Origin of the sequence: Pleomorphovibrio marinus, from assembly GCF_003347495.1 — a bacterium.
Taxonomy (GTDB): Bacteria; Bacteroidota; Bacteroidia; order Cytophagales; family Cyclobacteriaceae; genus Pleomorphovibrio; species Pleomorphovibrio marinus.
In genome coordinates this window covers 63,572-83,166 of the sequence record NZ_QCXY01000001.1, presented here as the reverse complement: position 1 = coordinate 83,166, position 19,595 = coordinate 63,572, and the positions used below count along the sequence as shown (strand labels likewise).

The 19,595-nt window shown below is 42.6% G+C and carries 16 protein-coding genes; 10 read left to right on the top strand and 6 right to left on the bottom strand.

Annotated features, from left to right (window positions below; all coding sequences use genetic code 11):
- Positions 1–25 precede the first annotated feature (25 nt).
- Complete coding sequence (locus DB520_RS00320) at positions 26–1,132, bottom strand: chorismate mutase (RefSeq protein ID WP_114747693.1); 1,107 nt, start codon at positions 1,130–1,132, stop codon at positions 26–28.
- Between the two features lie 230 nt (positions 1,133–1,362).
- The gene (locus tag DB520_RS00315; protein WP_114747692.1) at positions 1,363–2,583 is read right to left on the bottom strand and encodes an NAD(P)-dependent oxidoreductase; all 1,221 of its coding nucleotides are present in this window, start codon (positions 2,581–2,583) and stop codon (positions 1,363–1,365) included.
- A 47-nt stretch (positions 2,584–2,630) separates the two neighbouring features.
- Between DB520_RS00315 and DB520_RS00310 the strand changes: the two genes are divergently transcribed.
- On the top strand, positions 2,631–3,218 hold the full coding sequence (locus tag DB520_RS00310) for a methyltransferase family protein (RefSeq protein WP_114747691.1): 588 nt from the start codon (positions 2,631–2,633) through the stop codon (positions 3,216–3,218).
- Positions 3,215–3,403: a hypothetical protein gene (locus DB520_RS00305; RefSeq protein ID WP_114747690.1), complete on the top strand. Its 189-nt coding sequence runs from the start codon at positions 3,215–3,217 to the stop codon at positions 3,401–3,403. Before DB520_RS00310 ends, DB520_RS00305 begins: the two co-directional genes overlap by 4 nt.
- Before the next feature lie 52 nt (positions 3,404–3,455).
- Here DB520_RS00305 and DB520_RS00300 read toward each other — a convergent pair whose 3' ends face one another.
- Together DB520_RS00300 and DB520_RS00295 are read right to left on the bottom strand one after the other, a co-directional pair.
- Positions 3,456–5,324: a sialidase/neuraminidase family protein gene (locus tag DB520_RS00300; RefSeq protein WP_198675204.1), complete on the bottom strand. Its 1,869-nt coding sequence runs from the start codon at positions 5,322–5,324 to the stop codon at positions 3,456–3,458.
- 5 nt (positions 5,325–5,329) lie between these two features.
- On the bottom strand, positions 5,330–6,427 hold the full coding sequence (locus DB520_RS00295) for an acyltransferase family protein (protein ID WP_114747689.1): 1,098 nt from the start codon (positions 6,425–6,427) through the stop codon (positions 5,330–5,332).
- A gap of 77 nt (positions 6,428–6,504) precedes the next feature.
- On the opposite strand from DB520_RS00295, the gene DB520_RS00290 reads away from it, so the two are divergent.
- Positions 6,505–9,099, top strand: coding sequence for a family 20 glycosylhydrolase (locus DB520_RS00290; RefSeq protein WP_114748701.1), 2,595 nt, complete (start codon positions 6,505–6,507; stop codon positions 9,097–9,099).
- Positions 9,100–9,551: 452 nt separating this feature from the next.
- Positions 9,552–10,079 (top strand): RNA polymerase sigma factor, encoded by a 528-nt coding sequence (locus tag DB520_RS00285; RefSeq protein WP_114747688.1) that lies wholly within the window; start codon positions 9,552–9,554, stop codon positions 10,077–10,079.
- Between the two features lie 31 nt (positions 10,080–10,110).
- Here the strand turns inward: DB520_RS00285 and DB520_RS00280 are convergent, their stop codons facing one another.
- Entirely contained in the window at positions 10,111–11,565 is a 1,455-nt protein-coding gene (locus tag DB520_RS00280; RefSeq protein WP_198675203.1) for a hypothetical protein, read from the bottom strand.
- A gap of 131 nt (positions 11,566–11,696) precedes the next feature.
- Positions 11,697–12,734, bottom strand: coding sequence for a DUF4421 domain-containing protein (locus DB520_RS00270; RefSeq protein ID WP_157971879.1), 1,038 nt, complete (start codon positions 12,732–12,734; stop codon positions 11,697–11,699).
- Positions 12,735–13,546: 812 nt separating this feature from the next.
- Between DB520_RS00270 and DB520_RS00265 the strand changes: the two genes are divergently transcribed.
- From DB520_RS00265 to DB520_RS00240, 6 genes are all read left to right on the top strand, one after another.
- Positions 13,547–14,335 carry a glycosyltransferase family 2 protein gene (locus DB520_RS00265; protein ID WP_114747684.1) on the top strand — a complete coding sequence of 263 codons (789 nt, stop codon included), beginning with the start codon at positions 13,547–13,549 and terminating at the stop codon, positions 14,333–14,335.
- A gap of 48 nt (positions 14,336–14,383) precedes the next feature.
- Entirely contained in the window at positions 14,384–15,643 is a 1,260-nt protein-coding gene (locus DB520_RS00260; RefSeq protein WP_114747683.1) for a competence/damage-inducible protein A, read from the top strand.
- An 80-nt stretch (positions 15,644–15,723) separates the two neighbouring features.
- On the top strand, positions 15,724–17,016 hold the full coding sequence (locus DB520_RS00255) for a dihydrolipoamide acetyltransferase family protein (RefSeq protein ID WP_114747682.1): 1,293 nt from the start codon (positions 15,724–15,726) through the stop codon (positions 17,014–17,016).
- Positions 17,017–17,050: 34 nt separating this feature from the next.
- Positions 17,051–17,329: a DUF427 domain-containing protein gene (locus DB520_RS00250; RefSeq protein ID WP_114747681.1), complete on the top strand. Its 279-nt coding sequence runs from the start codon at positions 17,051–17,053 to the stop codon at positions 17,327–17,329.
- A gap of 5 nt (positions 17,330–17,334) precedes the next feature.
- Positions 17,335–18,717, top strand: a complete 1,383-nt coding sequence (locus DB520_RS00245; protein WP_114747680.1) for a mercuric reductase — start codon at positions 17,335–17,337, stop codon at positions 18,715–18,717.
- A gap of 417 nt (positions 18,718–19,134) precedes the next feature.
- Positions 19,135–19,578 carry a ferritin-like domain-containing protein gene (locus DB520_RS00240; RefSeq protein WP_114747679.1) on the top strand — a complete coding sequence of 148 codons (444 nt, stop codon included), beginning with the start codon at positions 19,135–19,137 and terminating at the stop codon, positions 19,576–19,578.
- The last annotated feature ends 17 nt before the right edge of the window (positions 19,579–19,595 follow it).

The following is a 19,595-nucleotide window of genomic DNA, read 5'->3' as shown; positions in this document are numbered from 1 at the left end:
AAATCGTTTGCGAGAAGCTAAATTATCAAGAAGTTTTTTTCTCGGCAATCGGCTCCCTAAGTTTTTTCTCCTGCCTTTTCACGGACTCTTCATGAATGCAATAAAGTAATTCCTTCATAAATTTCTCGCTAAGGTTTTTTGAGATTCCCTTTTGGGTTCTGGAATCCATCACCATTTTCCAGCGATCGGACTGAAATACAGTTAGGTTATGTTCCCTTTTGTGTTCCCCGATTTGGTCGATTATGGAAAACCTTTCGGCCAAAAGATCCAATAATTGATCATCGATATGGTCTACCGCATTCCTCAAATCCTGGAGCTTTTCGGAAGGCTTTTCTGTTTCCAACGGACGCTTGAAGTCTATTTTATCCAAAATTTCCCTCAATTGTTGGGGAGTCACTTGTTGTTTTGCGTCACTCCATGCATTATCGGGATCATGATGGGTTTCTATCATCAAGCCATCCAGCCCAAAGTTGATCGCCCGCTGAGAGGTTTCCAGCAACCCGGCCCTGTTGCCCACAATATGGCTGGGGTCGTTGATCACCTGCATGCCTTTCCAAATCCTTTTAAGGTGTATGGGCATTGACCAGTTGGGTTTGTTTCGGAATTTTTTGTCGTAGGCGTCGCTGAACCCCCGGTGGATAGCTGCGAGTTTGTCTATTCCTACTGCCTGAAGTCGCTCCAAGGCACCTCTCCAAAGCTCCAAATCCGGGTTCATCGGGTTCTTCACCATCACGGGGATGTCCACGCCCCTAAGTGCTTCAGCAATTTCCTGAACGGCAAATGGGTTGACGGTGGTACGGGCGCCTATCCAAAGGATGTCCACACCATGCTTCAACGCAGATTCCACGTGAGCCGTGTTACCCACTTCCGTGGTAATGGGGATATTCAGGTGGTGCCTGACAATCTCCATCCATTTCAACCCATCTTCACCTATACCCTCAAAGCTGCCTGGTCTGGTTCTTGGCTTCCAGATACCTGCTCTAAATACATGGGGAACTGCATTGGCCGCCTTCATGTCGGCACAAACTTTCTCAATTTGCTCTGGAGTCTCTGCACTGCAGGGTCCTGCGATGATCAGGTGCTTATTGCTTAAACCCAAGCCCCAATCCTGCGTTTGTAAGTGATTTTCCATTGTTTTAGTTACATTTAACAAAAAAGCCCGATTCTCTCGAACCGGGCTTCTATTTTCAGTTTTTTTGTTTTCAACTTTTTACTGGACAATAAGCAGCTCCGATTCGACCTTCAGGACGAAAGTAAAAGAAAAAGAAGGTAAAATAGATGACTACTCCGATTATCATGTCCCAAATTTAATGTACTGGATTAAAATTTCAAACTCATTGTCGGAATTTTTTGCCTTTTAATTTACAAGCCCTCCGTTTGGGTTTGATTGACATAGTCCCCCAAGTAGCTGAATTTGTCCGTCAAATGGCCATTTTCTGCTATAGTGGCGTTTTTTATTAACTTTGAACCGGGCAAGAAAAGTTCAGGAATTACTTTTTCACTAAGCTGTTTTCCAAAGTCCTCGGAGGAATCCCTTGGCAATTCACAGGGGAGGTTGTCAATGGCCATGACGGATATGCTGTTTTGTTCCCCAAAGGCAGGCACCTCTTGGAAGTTACTTCTTGAAATATCATAAACAGGATCTGTTATTTCGCTTGCACGAAGGGTAGTGGGTATGGAGCCCTCTATGTCACAAGTGATGTCGGCAATCACCGAAATGTTGAAATCCTCAGACTGCACGTCCTGCCTCTCAAATAGTTTTGGGGCTCCGGGATCCCAATATGCTGCTGCTATCAAGAGGTCACTGACTTCCGTATAGGGCATAAAGGTACCTTCGTATAATTCCGGATGATCATAAAACTCTTGTAGGTCAAAGCCTCCATCGGACTTTCTTTGGTTGTAGGCTGACATCTCCAATTGAGTGAAAACTGGCTGGTCAAAGTACTTTTGCAAAAAGTCAGTGGCGCCAACTTGTTTTATACCTACCGCTTCTAGGGTTTCCAGTACCCCACTGGCTACCTTACCCTGCCCAGTAACGACGATCTTTATAGGTGGTAGGTCAATTTTTGGAAACTCCTTAAAAAGCTCATGTTTGTCAAAGCAAGTATAAGCTCTTTTGAGGTCAAAAAGCCCGGATTTCTTTCCATATGTCCATAATCCATTATAGGCTCCCACTATTCCAGCCCATCTTCCAAAGGCCACCACCCTTTGCCCTCCTTCATCCATCAAAGCCTCATAATCTATAAGCCTGATTTTTTTCTTTAGTATTTCCTGGAGCAACTCCCGGTTATAAACTTGCTTCTTCATGGTATGGGAAAAGAAAAAATAAGTCTTTTCCGGTATCAGCTCCTGGGCTTGAACCTCTTTTACACCCATTAAAATATCACAATCTGACATTTCATCGGTTACCTCAGCTCCTGTTTTTACATATGCATCGTCCGGAAAACAACGGATGGGGCTGGGAGCCACCTTAAAGGAAATTTTACCCTCATAAAGGTCTTGTAAATGGTGGATTTGGGAAGGAGTAAAGGGTACCCTGTGGTCCACAGGAATTTTTCCTTCTTTAATGATGCCTATCTTCATGACTTGATTAATTTTGTCCTAATGTCAATATCTCTTTCCCTTTCTAAATGCCCTATTTAATACTTACCGTACTATGGATGCTATTTTATCTCTCGCACACTTTGCTAGCGAGCCTCAAGATAAAAAGAAAAATTCGGGCATCGATGGGCAGGACCTATAAATGGTACAGGTTACTATACAGCCTAGGTTCACTATTCGTTATTTTTTTTATCTTATTTTACTCGGCCTTGATCCCTTCCTTTCCCATATTGGTTCCTTCTGAACTGCTTACTTATATTGGATTTGTATTGGCTGGTATCGGTACCATGATAGCCATAAAATCATTCAAAGGCCAGTCTCTCTCCAGGTTTTTGGGTATGGAACCACACGATGATTTGGAAGTAAAGGAGTTGCTTACTACTTTGGGACCCTATGAGTGGGTAAGACATCCCTTATATGCCGGCTTAATATTAGTGTTTCTAGGGTTTTTTCTTTATTTGCCCCATCTCACTTCATTGATTCATTTGCTGGCATTGTTGGGATACTTGCCATTCGGGATTTATTTTGAAGAAAAAAAGCTTCTTGCCCAATATGGGCAGGCCTATGTTGATTATAGGAGTAAGGTTCCGGCTCTGTTTCCCAAACTAAAAAAATGACTGAACTTATCCTATATAGTCTCCTTTTGTTAGCCCTATTGGCTCATATTACCTTTGCAATGGTTTTCTATCGGAAGATCAATAAAAACAAAACCCTTTCCTTTCGGGAGAAAAACGATTGGAGATTGAAAGCCTTGATCTTTCCTGCTTATTATTGGTTTGTGTTCAAAAACCGGTACACATAAAATCCGAATGGAATCCTGATTTAAGGATCCTTAAAACAGATCCTCGAACCCATTACCTTTGCCCACTGATTTTTACCTCATCAATGTAAAAAATACCCAAGGGGACTTTTTCGTCCGCCCCCGGCAAAGGAGGTTCTGGATCTTCATTTGGCGTTTTTCGGTTGGGTAAATCCCGGTATTTTCCTGTGCGAAAGGAAATTCTTTCTACCGACTTGACAGCTTCTGCAAGGGCGGCATTTTCCAGAAGCTTTTGGCCATTAAACCAAAGGGAGAAATCCCCCATTGGCTTAGCCTCAGCCTGAATTTTAAGATGGTGCCATTTATCCAGTTCTACCTGGGAGATGATTTTTACCTCTGCACCTTCCTGGGCGGTCAAATTACCTAATGAGTCTATCCCCAGTCTCACCGGCCGATTGCCGTAGCGGTCCACCAGGTCTATTTCCAGGTTTCCCCTGTTTTCTTTGGGCACATATAGTTCTACTCCGAGAGTCACGGTTTGGCTTTCTTCGAATATCCGAATGGCCCTGGCGTAGTCATAGGGGTCTTCATCCATCATTTTTAGGGATAGGCCTTCTTTTTTTGGGGAAGTTTCAAGATCGATGGGCGCCCATAGTGGGGCATAGATATTCCAATTTGGTACAGCTCCGCCTTTTTCTAGTCCATCAAAATTATCTTCTACCGGTCCTTCAATGGAATGAAGAATAGGTGTAGGCACCCGGCTCACCCACATGTCTTCCTTGTTCATGCTGTAGGTCAGCCACATGTCTTCTCCGGGTGGGTTTCCATTGCCTGGTACAATGCCTCTTACATAGCAGGGACCAAAATCCTTCCATCTCCCAAAAAATCTCCTGGGAGGGACTTCCCCTTGTACCAATACCATATCATCAAAAATAATACCGTCATCCCCAGTGATAGTGATCAGGGGATATCGGTATTCGTCTAGGTCTATCGGGTTGTAAACCAGGGCAAAGCGGCCATCCGGGGTTTCTTGCCCCCAGACTTTGCCACCTGCCATGGTAAGGGTAGGAACCTTCACAACTGGACTAAAGGTATGTCCACCGTCCTCGGACAAGGCAGATGCAGACCTTTTCCATAATCCAACGGTTTTACCATCTTTTCTGGTATAATAGGATAGGGCAGAACCAGGAAACTCCCCTTGGTAAAACCCGTCTAGCCCCCTGTCTTCATCTCTCCATTGCAAAGTTATGAGCCGGTTATTAAGTAGTTCTTCGCAGGCCTCCACAAAACCCTTGTCTGGGGAAGAAGTAAAAAAGGGATAACTTGTGTTGGACTCGTCCCACTGCGTATGACTACTATAACGTATAAAATAAATTGGACCCAAATCTCCATCCTCATGGATTTCTCTTACCACTCTTCCAATACCGCCCTCTTGGAAAGGGTCTTCTGCATGGGCATAAAAGGCCAAAGTCAGCAATCGACCACTGGTGGAAACATAGAATCCCATCCGCTGATGCATCATATACCCATCATAGCCCTCTGGCACTTCTACTCCCTCTGGAGCCTCATAGGGAGGGAAAATAACCTCCGGAGTAGTCCAGTTCCTGCCATCAGGAGAAGTGACCAATAGGGTTTGTCCCGGCGCAATGTGCTCATCCACTGGGTTACTCAAGTATTGTTGATAAAACCTACCTTTCCAATATGCCAAGCTGGAGGCGTGGTTATAGGTCCACCCGTAACCTTCTGCCTGATCGGGGTGGCTTCGGTTTACCCTTAGGGTTTGCCTGCTTTCTACTCCAACAGCGTACCTAAGCCTTCCTTCATGCAAGCCAGGATCGATACTTTCCCCTCCCACATATCTTACAGGTTCGTGGATACTTCCCGTTTGCCCTTTCAAATCCTTTACGGTACAGAGAGATAAAAAAAACAAAATGGACAGTATAAAATAGATCGGTCTCATCATAGGATTTAGAGTTTTATGAAGATGTTCTTTTTATAAAGAATGTATGCTGGTATAAAGTTAATTCCTACGTAGATAATTGCGTAGACGAAACTTGCCATTTTGATGGGGACCCCCATTTTAGTGATACCCCCTACAAATTGAGTGTCTAGACCTCCATTAAAGAGGTTGCTATTATAAAAAATCATGGACAACACATCCGCCAATACATACACTGTGATGGCGTTAGCCCCAAAAATAACCCCTATGGAAGTACCACTTCGATAACCCTTTATGTCCACCAGATAATAAAATGCTCCTAGGGCTGTAAAAGCAGCTCCTCCTGTAACACAGGTAAATGGACTCGTCCATAGGTGTTTGTTTATGGGAAACACCTGATTCCATAAAAGTCCCAAAAGGATTATGGGTACACCTATAGCCATTAGCTTATTGGCCTTTTCTTGTTGGGAATCACTGCCAATTAAAATTTTCCCAGCCAGCAAACCAAAAATACCAGTAACGACGGAAGGTATTGTACTAAAAAGCCCTTCAGGATCCCAAGTCCCTTCCCACATTTTGCCCGGCAAAAGAATCCGGTCTATCCACGCTGCCAAATTCTCTCCCGGTTCTAATAATGCCCTGTCATAACCAGGGGTGGGGATCAGTGTCATGGCAAGCCAATAAAAAAACAAAATGCCGATGGCTATTAGGGTTTGTATTTTCCAGTTGGTATTTAAAAATAAAAAAGCACACACTAAAAATACCACTGAAATCCGTTGCAAAACACCGGCAAATCGCACATCAACAAGGTTGAACTCAGGAATGAGATTAAGGAATACGCCAACGGCGAAAATTTTTAGTGCACGAATTGCAATCTTTGGATACAAGCCTGCTTTTTCGCCACCACTCTTTAACCTTTTGGTATAGGCGTATGCAATGGACACCCCTACAATAAAAAGGAAGAAAGGAAAAATAAAATCTGTCATTGTAATGCCGTTCCACTCTGCATGGAGTAGGGGGGGATACACATGATCCCAAGTCCCGGGGTAATTGACCAAAATCATTGCGGCAATTGTGAAACCTCGCATGGCATCCAAGGAAACCAAGCGCTGGGGGGAAGCAATCATATAGTGAAATTTATACGTTCAGTAGCCTTTTTACTACTTCGATACGTATTAATAAGGCCATTATAATTTCTATGTTTATGAACAAAAGACTGTATACTCTACTGGGTTTCTTAAGTTTTGTTTTTCTCTTTAGCTGCTCTGAACAGGGATCAAAAGAGGGCTTTTTTTCCAAAATCAAAATAGAGTGGGAATTAGTAACTAATTTTGCAAATGGAGGGCAAAATTTTGAAGCGGCCTTTATTTTCAAAAACGAATCCAATCATACTTTAGAAGCAGAAGGTTGGAAGTTGTTTTTCAACATGGCTCCCCGTACCATTGTTCGCGAAGAAGGCCAACAGAATGTCACCCTTACCCATATCAACGGAGATTGGTATTCTCTTGCCCCGGAGGAGGGCTTTGAATTGGCTCCCGGTGAGGAGTTGATTATTCCCTACATAGGTATAGAAGGTGTGATCAAAGAATCCGATGCCCCCATGGGGTTATATTTTGTGCTGTATAATAAGGAGGGGGAAGAAACCGAAATTATTGAAGTCGATACGTATTCGGTAAGGCCTTTTCTTACAGAGGACCAACTCCTAAGAGGGCCTGATGATAAAGAAACACCTGCTTCGGCTGAAAAATGGTATGAGCAAAATGAGGGATTGACCCTTTTGGCTAAAGATGACCTTCAACCCATCATCCCCTCACCTGTAAACTTCTGGAAAAAGGGAGGCTTTGTGGAGCTTGATGCCTCCTGGGTCATATACTATGAAAAGGGACTTAAAAATGAGGCCAATAGGTTAAAGGAAAAACTTGAAGAGGTATCAGGTGGAGTTTTTGATATACAGGAAGGAAAAGGGGAGGGAAAGGCAATTACCCTTGGTAAAGGAGCCGTCAGGGTGGATGGAAAAACCGAAGAGGCCTACGAGCTAAAGGTAGGGGATGAACTGGTACAGATCAAAGGCTCGGATGCCCCGGGTGTTTTTTATGGGGTACAGAGTTTACTTGCCCTTGTGGATACGCAGGTTTATACCGAAAACAGTTCTTCCCTGAAAATCCCCAAAGTAGAAGTAGAGGATGCACCCAGGTTTGACTTCAGGAGTTTGCACCTGGATGTTGCAAGGAATTTCCAAAACAAGGAGACTGTATTGCGGCTTTTGGATGTCATGGCCCATTACAAACTAAACCATTTTCTTTTTTATATTTCTGAGGACGAAGGATGGAGGTTGGAGATTGAAGGGTTGCCTGAGCTAACAGAAGTAGGAGCCCAGAGGGGTCATGTTTCCGGGATGGATGCACTGGCCTTGCACCCTGCTTATGGCTCTGGCCCCATACCCAACGCCGAGGGATCCCATGGCAGTGGGTATTACACTAAGGAGGATTTTGTTGAAATTTTAAAATATGCCAAGGATAGGCACATCACCATCATTCCTGAGCTTAACTTTCCAGCACATGCCAGGGCGGTGATTAAATCCATGGAGGTAAGGTACAAGAAGTTCATGGACGAGGGGAATGAAGAAGCCGCTAACGAATATAGACTGATAGACCCGGATGACACGTCCATCTATCTTTCCGCCCAATCTTTTAAGGACAATGTGGTAAGCGTGGCCAGGCCTTCCACATATAGGTTCTATGACAAGGTGGTAGAAGAAATCAGTAAAATGTACAAGGAGGCGGGCTTAGAACTGAGGAAGTTCCATGCAGGAGGTGATGAGGTTCCTGAGGGATCCTGGACAGCCTCCCCTATGGCTGATGAGTTGCTGAAGTCGCTGCCTGAAATTGACAACCCCAAAAACCTGCAAGCCTACTTTTTTGAAAAATTGCTGGAAAGATTGGAGAAATACGACATGGAAATTCATGTGTGGGAAGAGATGGCCTTGCTGAAGACCGTTGAGGGCACCTATGTACCGAATCCAGCCTTCGTGGGGAAGGGCGTGGTTCCCTATATTTGGAATAACATGTTCGATTACCCTGACTTGGGTTACCAATTAGCAAATCAGGGATATGAAGTAGTTCTTTGTAATGTGTCCAACTTCTACTTTGACCTGGCATACAACAATGACCCAAATGAGCCTGGATTATACTGGGCAGGGTTTGTGGATACCCAAAATGCATGGACTTTTGCTCCTTTCGATTGGTTTAAAACCACCTACAAAACCAATATGGGGGAGCAAATCGACCAAGCAGCGGAATTTAAGAATATGGAAAGGATCCAACCAGAATCCAAAAAAAATATTATGGGACTTGAAGCCCAATTATGGAGTGAAACCATAAAAGGCAGGGATATGGTGGAATATTATACTTTGCCCAAATTACTGGGTTTTGCAGAAAGTGCCTGGGCAAAGGAAAGAGAATGGGAAAACACAATAGAAACGGAGACCCGGCAAGGGCAAATTTTCAAGGGATGGAACCGGTTTGCAAACACTATTGCTCAACGTGAATACCCTAAACTGGGAACCTTGAACGGGGGCTATGAATACAGGATTGCCCCACCCGGTGCAAAGGTCGAAAATGAAAGGATATATGCCAACGTGAACTTGCCAGGCTTGGAAATTAGGTACACCCAAGACGGTTCAGAGCCGTCAATGGACTCCCCGCTCTATCAAGAGCCCTTAGAGAATAGTAATGGGATCAAACTAAAAGCTTTTGATGCTTTAGGCAATGCGAGTAGGACTGTTGAAGTGACCAAGTGAGGAAAGTCAAATTATCAAAAATTAACATTCATTTCTAAGAACGGAGAAAAATCAATAGTGAGTTATTTTTGTAAAATATCAACAGGGAGAAGTAATCATAGGAGGGTTGAGTATTTAAAAAAGGTTGTTTTATAATTGCTAGTAACTACAAAATGTAAGTTTTTGTTTTTTTTAACTTTGTTTTTATTTGTTAACAAATAGATAACCTTTGGGAAAAATCCTTGCATTATATATTAAGGCAGGGATATTTTTTTAAGAATAAGTAGATAAGTTGTTCATTTTTAAGAGGCTATAAATTCCAAATTTTCGTAAAATGAAGATTAATATACGTGTTTTGCGCAGATTTTATGTGTGAAATGGTGGATATTGAACTCGTAATTGATGGCCAGACCAGATCCTTCAATGATGAATACGAACAGTCAATTATAAGATTTGAATAAATACCCAAAGATATGGAACAGCCAGACAAAAAATTATTGGAAGATTTTCGAATGGGTAGTAACAAGGCATTCGAAAAAGTTTATCAGTATTACCGGGTACCTGTGATCAGGTTCAGTGTTTCCATTATCAAGGATGAACAGGAAGCTGAGAACATTTATCATGAGGTATTTATGAAGTTGCTCAAAAAAAGAAAAAACATTGATCCTGGGCGCAATTTCAATTCTTATGTATTCACAGCGGTAAAGAACGAGATTTTTGATTATCTCAAGGCTCTAAACAGGAACAATTGCTTGAAGGAGCGGTTTTGGGAAAGGCTAAAAGGGCATCAGGAAGAATGTCCAGAGCAAAAGGAGGCCAATCTCAGCAGATTGGAGGATGTGGTGAAATCCTTATCTCCAAAACGCAGGCAGATTCTGGAGATGAATTATTTCGAAAAGAAATCTTACAATGAAATTGCGGATATCCTAATGATCTCAAAGAACACCGTTAAGAACCAGCTGGTTAAAGCAAAGTATATAATAAGAAGAGAAATGGAATAACTCTACATTAATAGGACAAATATTGGTTTTGTTATTTACTGGTTAGCACGAGGATCCAATGGTTTCTGTCATCTGGAGTCTTGAAGGTTGTCTTTTCGTCCAGGGAAATGGTTCCATTTTTTGACCATTCTGCATCATCAAGGTTTATCCATTGGTAGGTAAGGGTGTTTTTAAGTTCTTCCTTCTCCAGTAAGAGGGTTGCTTCTCCTGGGACTGGGAAATAACATGCGTAGGCTATTCCGGTATTGGCCAAGAGATAGGCGGAATTTGGTTTAGGGTCTTTTAAAAGGTCATTTCTTGGATGGGTTTGGTTTAAATCCAGCTCATCGGTAGCCAATCGAAGTGATTTAATCACTTTTTGCGCTCTAGGGCTTAATCCCAGCCCATAATCACTTTTTTCATACATGGCAGATGGGTCTTCCAAGGGGTGGGGTCTATGAAACCGGGCACTTGCGGAACCTGCAAACACTATTCTTCCCATACGTGCCACAGATTCCTCTTCTCCATGTCTGGCAGCCCCATAGTTTTTGTTGTTGTTTACCGGTCTAGGGTAATCACTGATTTGGGATTTTATATAGAGGATGTTTTCATAATGTTGCTGGCCTAATCCGGCGTAAGCATTATTTTGTGAGATATCTAAAAAAGAATATCTCTCTGGGTTGTTTTTGATGTGTGCATGGTCTTCACTTCTTACATCTTCGGATCTGCGCATATCGGTCACGTGAATTTTTACCTCCTCTTTTGCTGCTTTTGTCCAGATATAGTCTGCCCAATAGTCCCCAAACTCCACTTTTTCCCCGATTTCATTGTGCACACAATACAGGATATTGGGATAGGCCAATGTGTGTTCCAATAGTTTATCCATGTAGGCTTTTTGATAGGCCAAAAGCAGGGTGTTGTCACCTAACTCGGGAATGGTTTTAAAAAAGGGATGCTCTGAAGGCTTTCCAGTAGGAGGGTAGTTGATTTCCTCTGGCATACCGGAAGACTCTGCGGAATAGTTGCTGTTGTTTTTGGGATTGTATGGGTGGTGGGACCAACCTCCGAATGACTGGTGATCTTCGTACATATCCCATGGGTCCCAAATTTCCAACTGAACCACCAAGCCCCTTTCATGGGTAAGTCGCAGAAAATTTTCGAATCGCTCCCAATATTCCTCATTGAATTGATCTAGGTCAAATTTACCGTCATCCCCCTTTTTATAAGCAAACACATTTCCCACATTTCTGTGGCTCATGGTGTTTCTCAGGTAGTTGCCACCTGCCTCGGCCAGAACATCCAAATGGTCTTCCAGGCCTTGGGGGTGGTTAAATAGGTTGTCTTGCCAGGTTCCTCCCAAGAGAAGCAAGGTTTTTCCCTGATAATGCCAATACCAGGGGTTGACTTTATCAATATCGATGTAATCTTGTTTGTTTACTCCTTTTTTTTGGGCATGCACAGAAAAAGTGAATATAGATAATAGGCAAAGAAAGATAAATCGATACATAGACATAGTGGATAAGTTCTTAATTGTAATTGGGAATTGGGAAGTTAAAATTAGCCACTTTTTATTGAATTTTGCTATAGGTTTTCTATTCCTGTTGAGCGAATTCCTAGATTTAATAGGGGCGTACTTTTTTAAAAGCTGATTTCATCCTTTAGCTTATCGATGATCCTCAATCTTCTTTGCAGCCTTTCTCCCGTGTCGAACCTATAAATGAAATTTAATCGGTAATTACCGGTAAGGATTGAGGCATTGATACCTTGATTTTGCGGTAAATTGACCATGGCATATACGATATTTGCGTTCAGAGACCACCTGTCGTTGTTGTATCCCCCAAACAACCTTGCAAAAAAGTTGGGATTTAAGCCCCAAGAACTATTAATACTATGGTCAATCATGAATTCGTTATAACCGACAGCCAATGTGCTGGAGAGCGAGGCAGTGATAAAATAATATTTTTTAAAGACGAAGGTGCTTGCGTAGCCTGCATTTGGACCAAACTCAAAGAACCTTAGGGATTGCAGGCTCTGCGCCGGCTCCTGAACAAGTGGCACTGGGACAAGCCCATCTTTATTAGCCGCCATGCCCCCATAAATTTCAAAACCAAGAAAAGGGCTTGATCCGGATTTAATTTGCCTTTCGTTTTGTTGGAAGGCTGCTCTTAGGGATATCCTTTCCGGTTGCCCCAGAAATTGTATGGAGGCACCCACCTTTCTCACCCGCATATTGGGCAATACGTAATAAGGGCCATCACTGGCGTTAATCCCTTCCGGCTGACTGAAATAATAACCGTCATAAAGCTGACCAAAAAAGTCGATAACCATTTTTTTCGGATAAATATGCGCCTGCAGATCCAAATACCTACTCTCCCCAGTTCCTCTATCGGGATTTAACAAGCCAAACCCAAAGGCCAGGTTGAGGGTGATGTTTTTATAAGTAGCTCCCAAACCCGTGTTGAGGGTGCTGTTAGGCTCATAGAGTAGGTTGTAATTCCCCTCCCTGTCCCTTAGTCGAATATTGGTGAATTTTCTGGAAAAATAATACCTCCCGATTAACTGGTCATGGTAACCGATAAAGTAGGGGGACTCTTCAGAATCGGAGTCTGTACCTTCCTCCTGGGCATGCGTCGTAAACACAAAAAGCATTATAGGAATTAGAAAAAATAGTCTCATGAAGCATCTTCTAGTTAAACAACCTATGTATTCTAAGCAAACGAGAAAAGCATAGGTAGTGTTCTTCATAAGAGTAGGAAAAGGTTCAAGGGGAAGGAGGCTAATAAAAATAATTTAAGTAGTACCTCCATCTGATTGAATACTAAAAATTAGTAGTAGAAAAAGTTGCTTAATCACCCATGACAAATGTACGAATATTTTTGATTAGAAAACAAAAAGTTTATCTACAAAATTTTAGATAAATTAAAGAAATAATTACAAACAGGATTTTCAGCTTACGATTAGTTTTTAAAATTAAGAAGCGGAATTTGAAAAATTTTGTTTTTTTTGGTTAAGGGAGAGCAAATCTATAAATTTTAATTTTATTGGAATTATTGTTTTAAGTTTTAAGGAATAGGAAAATAGAACAATGTTTTATTTTAAATTTGATAATATTATTAGGTATCTTATGTTAAATTTTAGGTCAATGATTTTTTATTTTCGAAAAAATTCCCTAAACCTCCAATAAAAGACCTACTTTAGAATTGTAATATAAATATTGAAATAGTACAAATAAATAAATTTTAGTTTTAACTGAAGAACGGACTTTTCTTGAACTTTGGTTTTAGGAAAGCCGCAAATTGTGTTTTATTTGAAGCCGAATAAGATAGACAAATGAAATCGAGCCTGCCTGGACGGCAGCCAGGCATGACGAGCACGTCACATACTGGGATGATTATAGACTGCGAGATTCCCCCGAATCGAGTTCCCCGAAGCGAGTTCGGGGCAGGCAGGGGCAAGCTATATGACCGCTGAAAAGAAATTATAAACATATGAAAGACCCCATAGTCAGTGTTGTTATCCCCAGCTATAACCAATCCCGCTACCTGAGGGAAACGGTTGAATCGGCACTTGGCTCCACTTACCCTCATCTGGAAATAGTGATAGTGGATGATGGTTCCACAGATGATTCTAAAGAACTGGCAATGGATCTTTCCGCTAGGCATGTGAAGGTCTCCTATTATTCGCAACAAAATGCAGGGCCTTCAGCAGCAAGAAATCATGGTATAAGGAAGGCAAAGGGAAAGTATATTTTGCCGCTGGATGGCGATGATTTGATCTCTGAGGAATACATAAAGCAGGCAGTAGATGTGGTGGAAAAGGATCAAAATGTAAAGGTAGTATATTGCAAGGCGAGGAAATTTGGGGCTGTGGAAGGGGAGTGGAAGCTAAAACCATTTAGCAGGGCAGCCTTGGCAGAAGGAAACATGATATTTGTCTCGGCCTTGTTTAGAAAGAAGGATTGGGAAAAGGTGGGCGGATTTTCGGAAGAGATGACTTGGGGATTTGAGGATTGGGAATTTTGGATATCCATGCTCAAAGAAGAAGGGGAAGTAGTCCAATTGCCCATTACGGGGTTTTATTACCGGATCAGAAAAGGGTCAAGAAGAAAGGGAGTTTCAGCCAGGGATAGACAATTGACGTATAGTTTTATCAATACCAAACACAAGGATTTTATTTACGCTCAGCTTGGTGGACCCATCCGGAAAAGCAAGACTTGGTCAAAGCAAATAAACAGGTTATTGAAACGGATAGGCCTCGACCCCTGCAAAAACAGCTAGATTAATTCTAATTTTTATTAAATTAGACGTGCCAACTTCAAAAGCTACATGATAAAACTAGTAAATGCGGAGATATTAGCCATAGGGGATGAACTTCTTTATGGCCAAATTCAGGATACCAACAGCCTATGGATCAGTCAGGAGTTGGACAAAATTGGCGTAAAAGTGGTGAGAAGGACCACAGTAGGAGATAATAGGGAAGCCATGCTTCATGCTTTTGTGGAGGCGGAGAAGGCTGCCGATATCATTTTGATCACAGGAGGTTTAGGGCCTACTCACGATGACCTTACCAAACCGCTTCTTGCGGAATACTTCGGTTGTGAACTTGCCTTGGTACCAGAGGCCCTGGAAGCGGTCAGGCAGCTTTTTGAAAAGAGGGGAAGAGAACTCACCCCTACCAATAGGCTACAGGCCCATCTCCCCACAAAATGTCAATATGTGCCCAACAAGTTAGGTACTGCTCCTGGGATGTGGTTTGAGGAAAACGGAAAAGTCTGGATGTCCATGCCCGGTGTTCCACATGAGATGAAGGGGTTGATGAACGGTTATGTATTGCCAAAAATTAAACAAATGTTTGACCTTCCCGTGATCTATCATAAGCTGGTGAAAACCGTTGGAATTGGGGAAAGCTGGCTTTCTGATTTAATTAAGGAATGGGAAGAGTCCTTACCGGATCATGTGAGATTGGCCTACCTGCCCTCATTGGGAGAAGTGAAGCTCCGGCTTACGGCCATTGGCAATACTTTTGAAGAAGCTGAAAATGAGGTGGATATTCACCTGGATAAATTACTTCCGAAAATTGGGAAGTATATTTATGGATATAACCAGGATCAGCTTCATAGTGTGGTTGGTCACCTGTTATCCCAAAAAGGGGAGAGCATGGCACTTGCAGAAAGTTGCTCGGGTGGGTATATTGCCCACCTCATTACCAGTATTTCAGGGTCGAGTGCCTATTTCAGGGGAGGGATGATACCCTATCATAATGAAATAAAGGAAAAAGTGCTAGGGGTAGGAGGTGAAACACTTCAGGAGCACGGTGCTGTAAGTGAAGCCACGGTAATGGAAATGGCTGCTTGCGTCAAAGAAAAGTTTCGTGTAGACTACGGGTTGTCCAGTAGTGGCATAGCAGGGCCAGAGGGAGGTACACCTGACAAGCCGGTGGGTACGGTTTGGATCGCATGTGCCCATAAAAGCGGAGTGGAAACGAAACACCTGAAACTCACCCAGGACAGAGCCGTTAATATTCATCTCACAGCAGTATCGGCTCTTAACTTATTGAGAAAGTGTATTTTGGGGGATTTCGATTAAAGATTTTGAAACATAGGTTTTGCGATGTTGTATTTAAAATTTAATTTTAACTTTATCGCTAAGCCCAAATAATAACACCTATGGCAGTAGTAGAAATGATCATGCCCAAAATGGGAGAAAGCATTTTCGAAGGCACTATACTCACCTGGTTGAAGAAAGAGGGTGAGGAAATCGCCCAAGATGAGTCGGTTCTGGAAGTGGCCACGGATAAAGTGGACACAGAAGTTCCTGCATTGCACGGAGGTGTTTTAAAAAAAATTCTGGTGAAGGAGGGGGAGGTAGCTGAGGTAGGGGCTCCTATTGCTTTGATTGAAACCAGTGACGAAAATGCTGCTGCGGATGAGCAGACAACGAATGACGATAAAATGGCAGACATCATGGAAGCTGCCCCCCCAAATACTGCCTCCTTGGTTCAACCCAGTTCTAGAACCAGCTTGGCGCAAAAAAGCGAGGACGTGGAAGATGCCCGGTTTTATTCCCCATTGGTCTTGAGTATTGCCAAAAAGGAGCAAATCAGCAAAACGGAGCTTGCCCAAATACCTGGGACAGGAAGAGAAGGGAGAGTCACAAAAGATGACATGTTTCACTATTTGAACTCAAAAAAGGATGGCGGGGCAATTTTGCAAGAACAACCTAGGAAGGTTTTGGTAAGCGGGGAGGATGAAGTCATTCAGATGGACCGGATGAGGAGAGTGATAGCCCAGAGAATGTTGGACTCCAAAAGAATTTCTGCCCATGTAAGCTCTTTTGTGGAAGCGGACGTTACAAACATAGTGTTGTGGAGAAACAAAATAAAAGAGGCATATAAGCAAAAGGAAGGGGAGAGTTTTACCTTCACCCCCATTTTTGTTCAGGCCATAGCAAAGGCACTTAAGGAATACCCCATGATTAACATCGCCGTGGATGGGGAAAAAATAATCAAGAAGAAGGCCATAAACATAGGGATAGCTGTGGCACTTCCTAACGGGAACTTGATTGTTCCGGTAATTAAAAATGCGGACAACTTTACCCTAAATGAGTTGTCCAAAAAAATCAATGACGTGGCGAAAAGGGCAAGAAACAATAAATTGGATCCCGATGAGTTAACTGGAGGCACCTATACATTGTCCAATGTGGGTTCATTTGGCAACATTATGGGAACCCCCATCATTGTTCAGCCCCAAGTGGCCATCATGGCAGTGGGGACCATCGTGAAAAAGCCAGCCGTAATAGAGACACCCACAGGAGATGTTATTGGAATCAGGCATAAGATGTTTCTTTCGCATTCCTATGACCATAGGGTGGTGGATGGTGCCTTGGGGGGAATGTTTGTTAAGAGAGTTGCTGATCATTTAGAGGAATTTAGCTTAGAAACCAAGCTAACCAAGACTTAAATGCGTATCTTTCAGTTCAATCAACTCATAAGCCATGAAAGCAATCTGGAAAAACACCCTCCTGGCAGAGACCGATGATACGGTAATTGTAGAAAACAACCATTATTTCCCTCATGAATCTTTGAACAAGGAGTTTTTTGAAGTTTCGGAACACAGCAGCGCCTGTCCTTGGAAGGGGACTGCGAACTATTATCACATCAGGGTAGGGGAAGACATAAATCCCAATGCAGCCTGGTTTTACAATGATCCCAAAGAAGCGGCCAAGCATATCAAGGGCAGGGTGGCATTTTGGAAGGGTGTAAAAGTGGAGTAACTGTAATGGAAAGATTCGATGCGGTCATTATTGGAGCTGGACAGGCAGGGATGCCATTAGCCCATAAAATCAGTAGTAAGGGGCACACGGTTGCTCTTGTGGAACAGCGCGTCATAGGCGGGACTTGCATCAACGATGGCTGCAGCCCGACTAAGACAATGGCTTTCTGCGCAAAGGTGGCTCACACTGTCTCAAGGGCAGGAGATTACGGAATTGAAGTCGATGCTTTCAGGATTAATCAAAAAAAAATTAAGCAACGCAAAAATCATATTGTGCATCTTTTTAGGGGAGGTGCACAAAAAGGTTTGGATAAGGCAGAGAATATCACAGTAATAATGGGCAAGGGCTCGATAGTGGGCCAGGGGCATGTGGCTGTACAGCAGGCTGATGGCATTAAACGGTCTCTTTCTACAGATGCTATTTTTATAAATACAGGGTCCAAAACCAAACTCCCCAACCTTAGAGGGCTGGACCAAGTTCCTTTTTTGACTAGTTCCACCATAATGGACTTGGAAGAAACCCCAAAAAGTTTGTTGATTTTGGGGGGAGGATATATCGGGTTGGAATTCGCCCAAATGTTCAGAAGATTTGGAAGTGAGGTCAGCGTTCTGGATTCCGCAGAAAGACTTGTAAGTAAAGAGGACACAGATGTTTGTAAAGAAGTAAGTGCCATTTTTAAAAAGGAAGGGATCAGCACCTATTTTAATTTTGAAGCAGAGGAGGTTTTAAATGAGGAAGGCCAAATTTCCATAAAGGGAAGGCAAGACGGAAGAGGGGTCACCTTAAAAGGTTCCCACCTCCTAGTGGCTACAGGGAGGAAGCCTAATATTGAGGGGTTGAATGCAGAAGAAGCCGGTATTGTGCTTACCGATCAAGGTTTTATTGAGGTAGATGAACAGTTTCGGACAAGTCTTAAAAACGTATATGCCATGGGCGACGTGTCTGGCAGCCCTCCTTTTACCCATATTGCCTATAATGATGCTAACTTGGTGTTTCAGGCAGTTTACGAAAACCGTGTGCTATCCCATAAGAATAGGCTAGTTCCATACTGTATTTTTATTGATCCCCAACTGGCAAGAATAGGACTGAATGAACAACAGGCAAAGAACAGAGGAATTCCATATAAATTAGGGAAATTCTGGATGAAGCATGCTGGAAGAACCTTGGAAGCCGATGAAAAGGAGGGCTTTTTTAAGGTTTTGGTCGATCCAAAAGACGGAAAAATCCTTGGAGCCACTATTTTAAGTATGGATGGAGGAGAAGTCATGGCCATTCTTCAAATGGCCATGATTGGAGGAGTGACCTATGAACAGATCAAAGATCTTCCCATCGCCCATCCTACTTTGGCAGAGAGCTTGAATAACCTGATGAAGCAGGTGCAGGGTTGATGCCAATAAAATTGCCGAATTTCTTCAAGTTGACAGATCAATGGTTTGGAATCTGATTTTTTAACCGATTTATTGTCCAAATAGATAAGACGGAAAACCAGCCCTGCAATTGGTTTAAGCTAGTAAAAGCAAAATTGGTTTAGGATCATTCCGCTAGTGAAATCGAGCATGACGAGCACCTCACACACTGGGATGATTATCGTTGCGAGATTCCCCCGAAACGAGTTCCCCGAAGCGAGTTCGGGGCAGGCAGGGGCAGGCTATGTGACCATTAAGAAACAATTATAAACACATGAAAGAATACCAGTAGTCCCATTCATTCTAGGATATTAAAATTTTATTCTTGCTATTTCCATATTATTGGCATGATTATTTCTTTTAATCTATTCGATATTTTAAAGTATTAAACCAACTACAATGGATACCGAAAAAATAAAAGATTCATTAGAAGAGGTGCTTGCCATATGTGAAGACGGGGAGGAAGGATACCAAACTGCTTCCGAAAAAATTAAGATTGGTGAATTCAGCACCCTCTTTTTAAGATTCTCCCAGCAGAGAAAACTTTTTCAGGAAGAACTTAAAAATGAAGGCCTAAAAATGGGACTTGATTTAAAAGTTTCAGGAAGTGTGAAAGGTTTTTTTCATAGAACCTGGTTGGCCACAAAAGCCCTTGTGGCCGATAATACAGAGGAAAATGTAATTGCAGATGCCATGGAAGGAGAAAAGCAGGCACTTAGGGTTTATGAAAGTGCTCTGGCAAAAAGCCAACTACCTGCCTACATAAAAGACATGCTTCAAGAACAACAGCGATTGATTAAAGTTGCAATTCAGCAACTTCAGGGGCTCAAGCAAGAGCTTTAGTTTTATATTTTATTTTA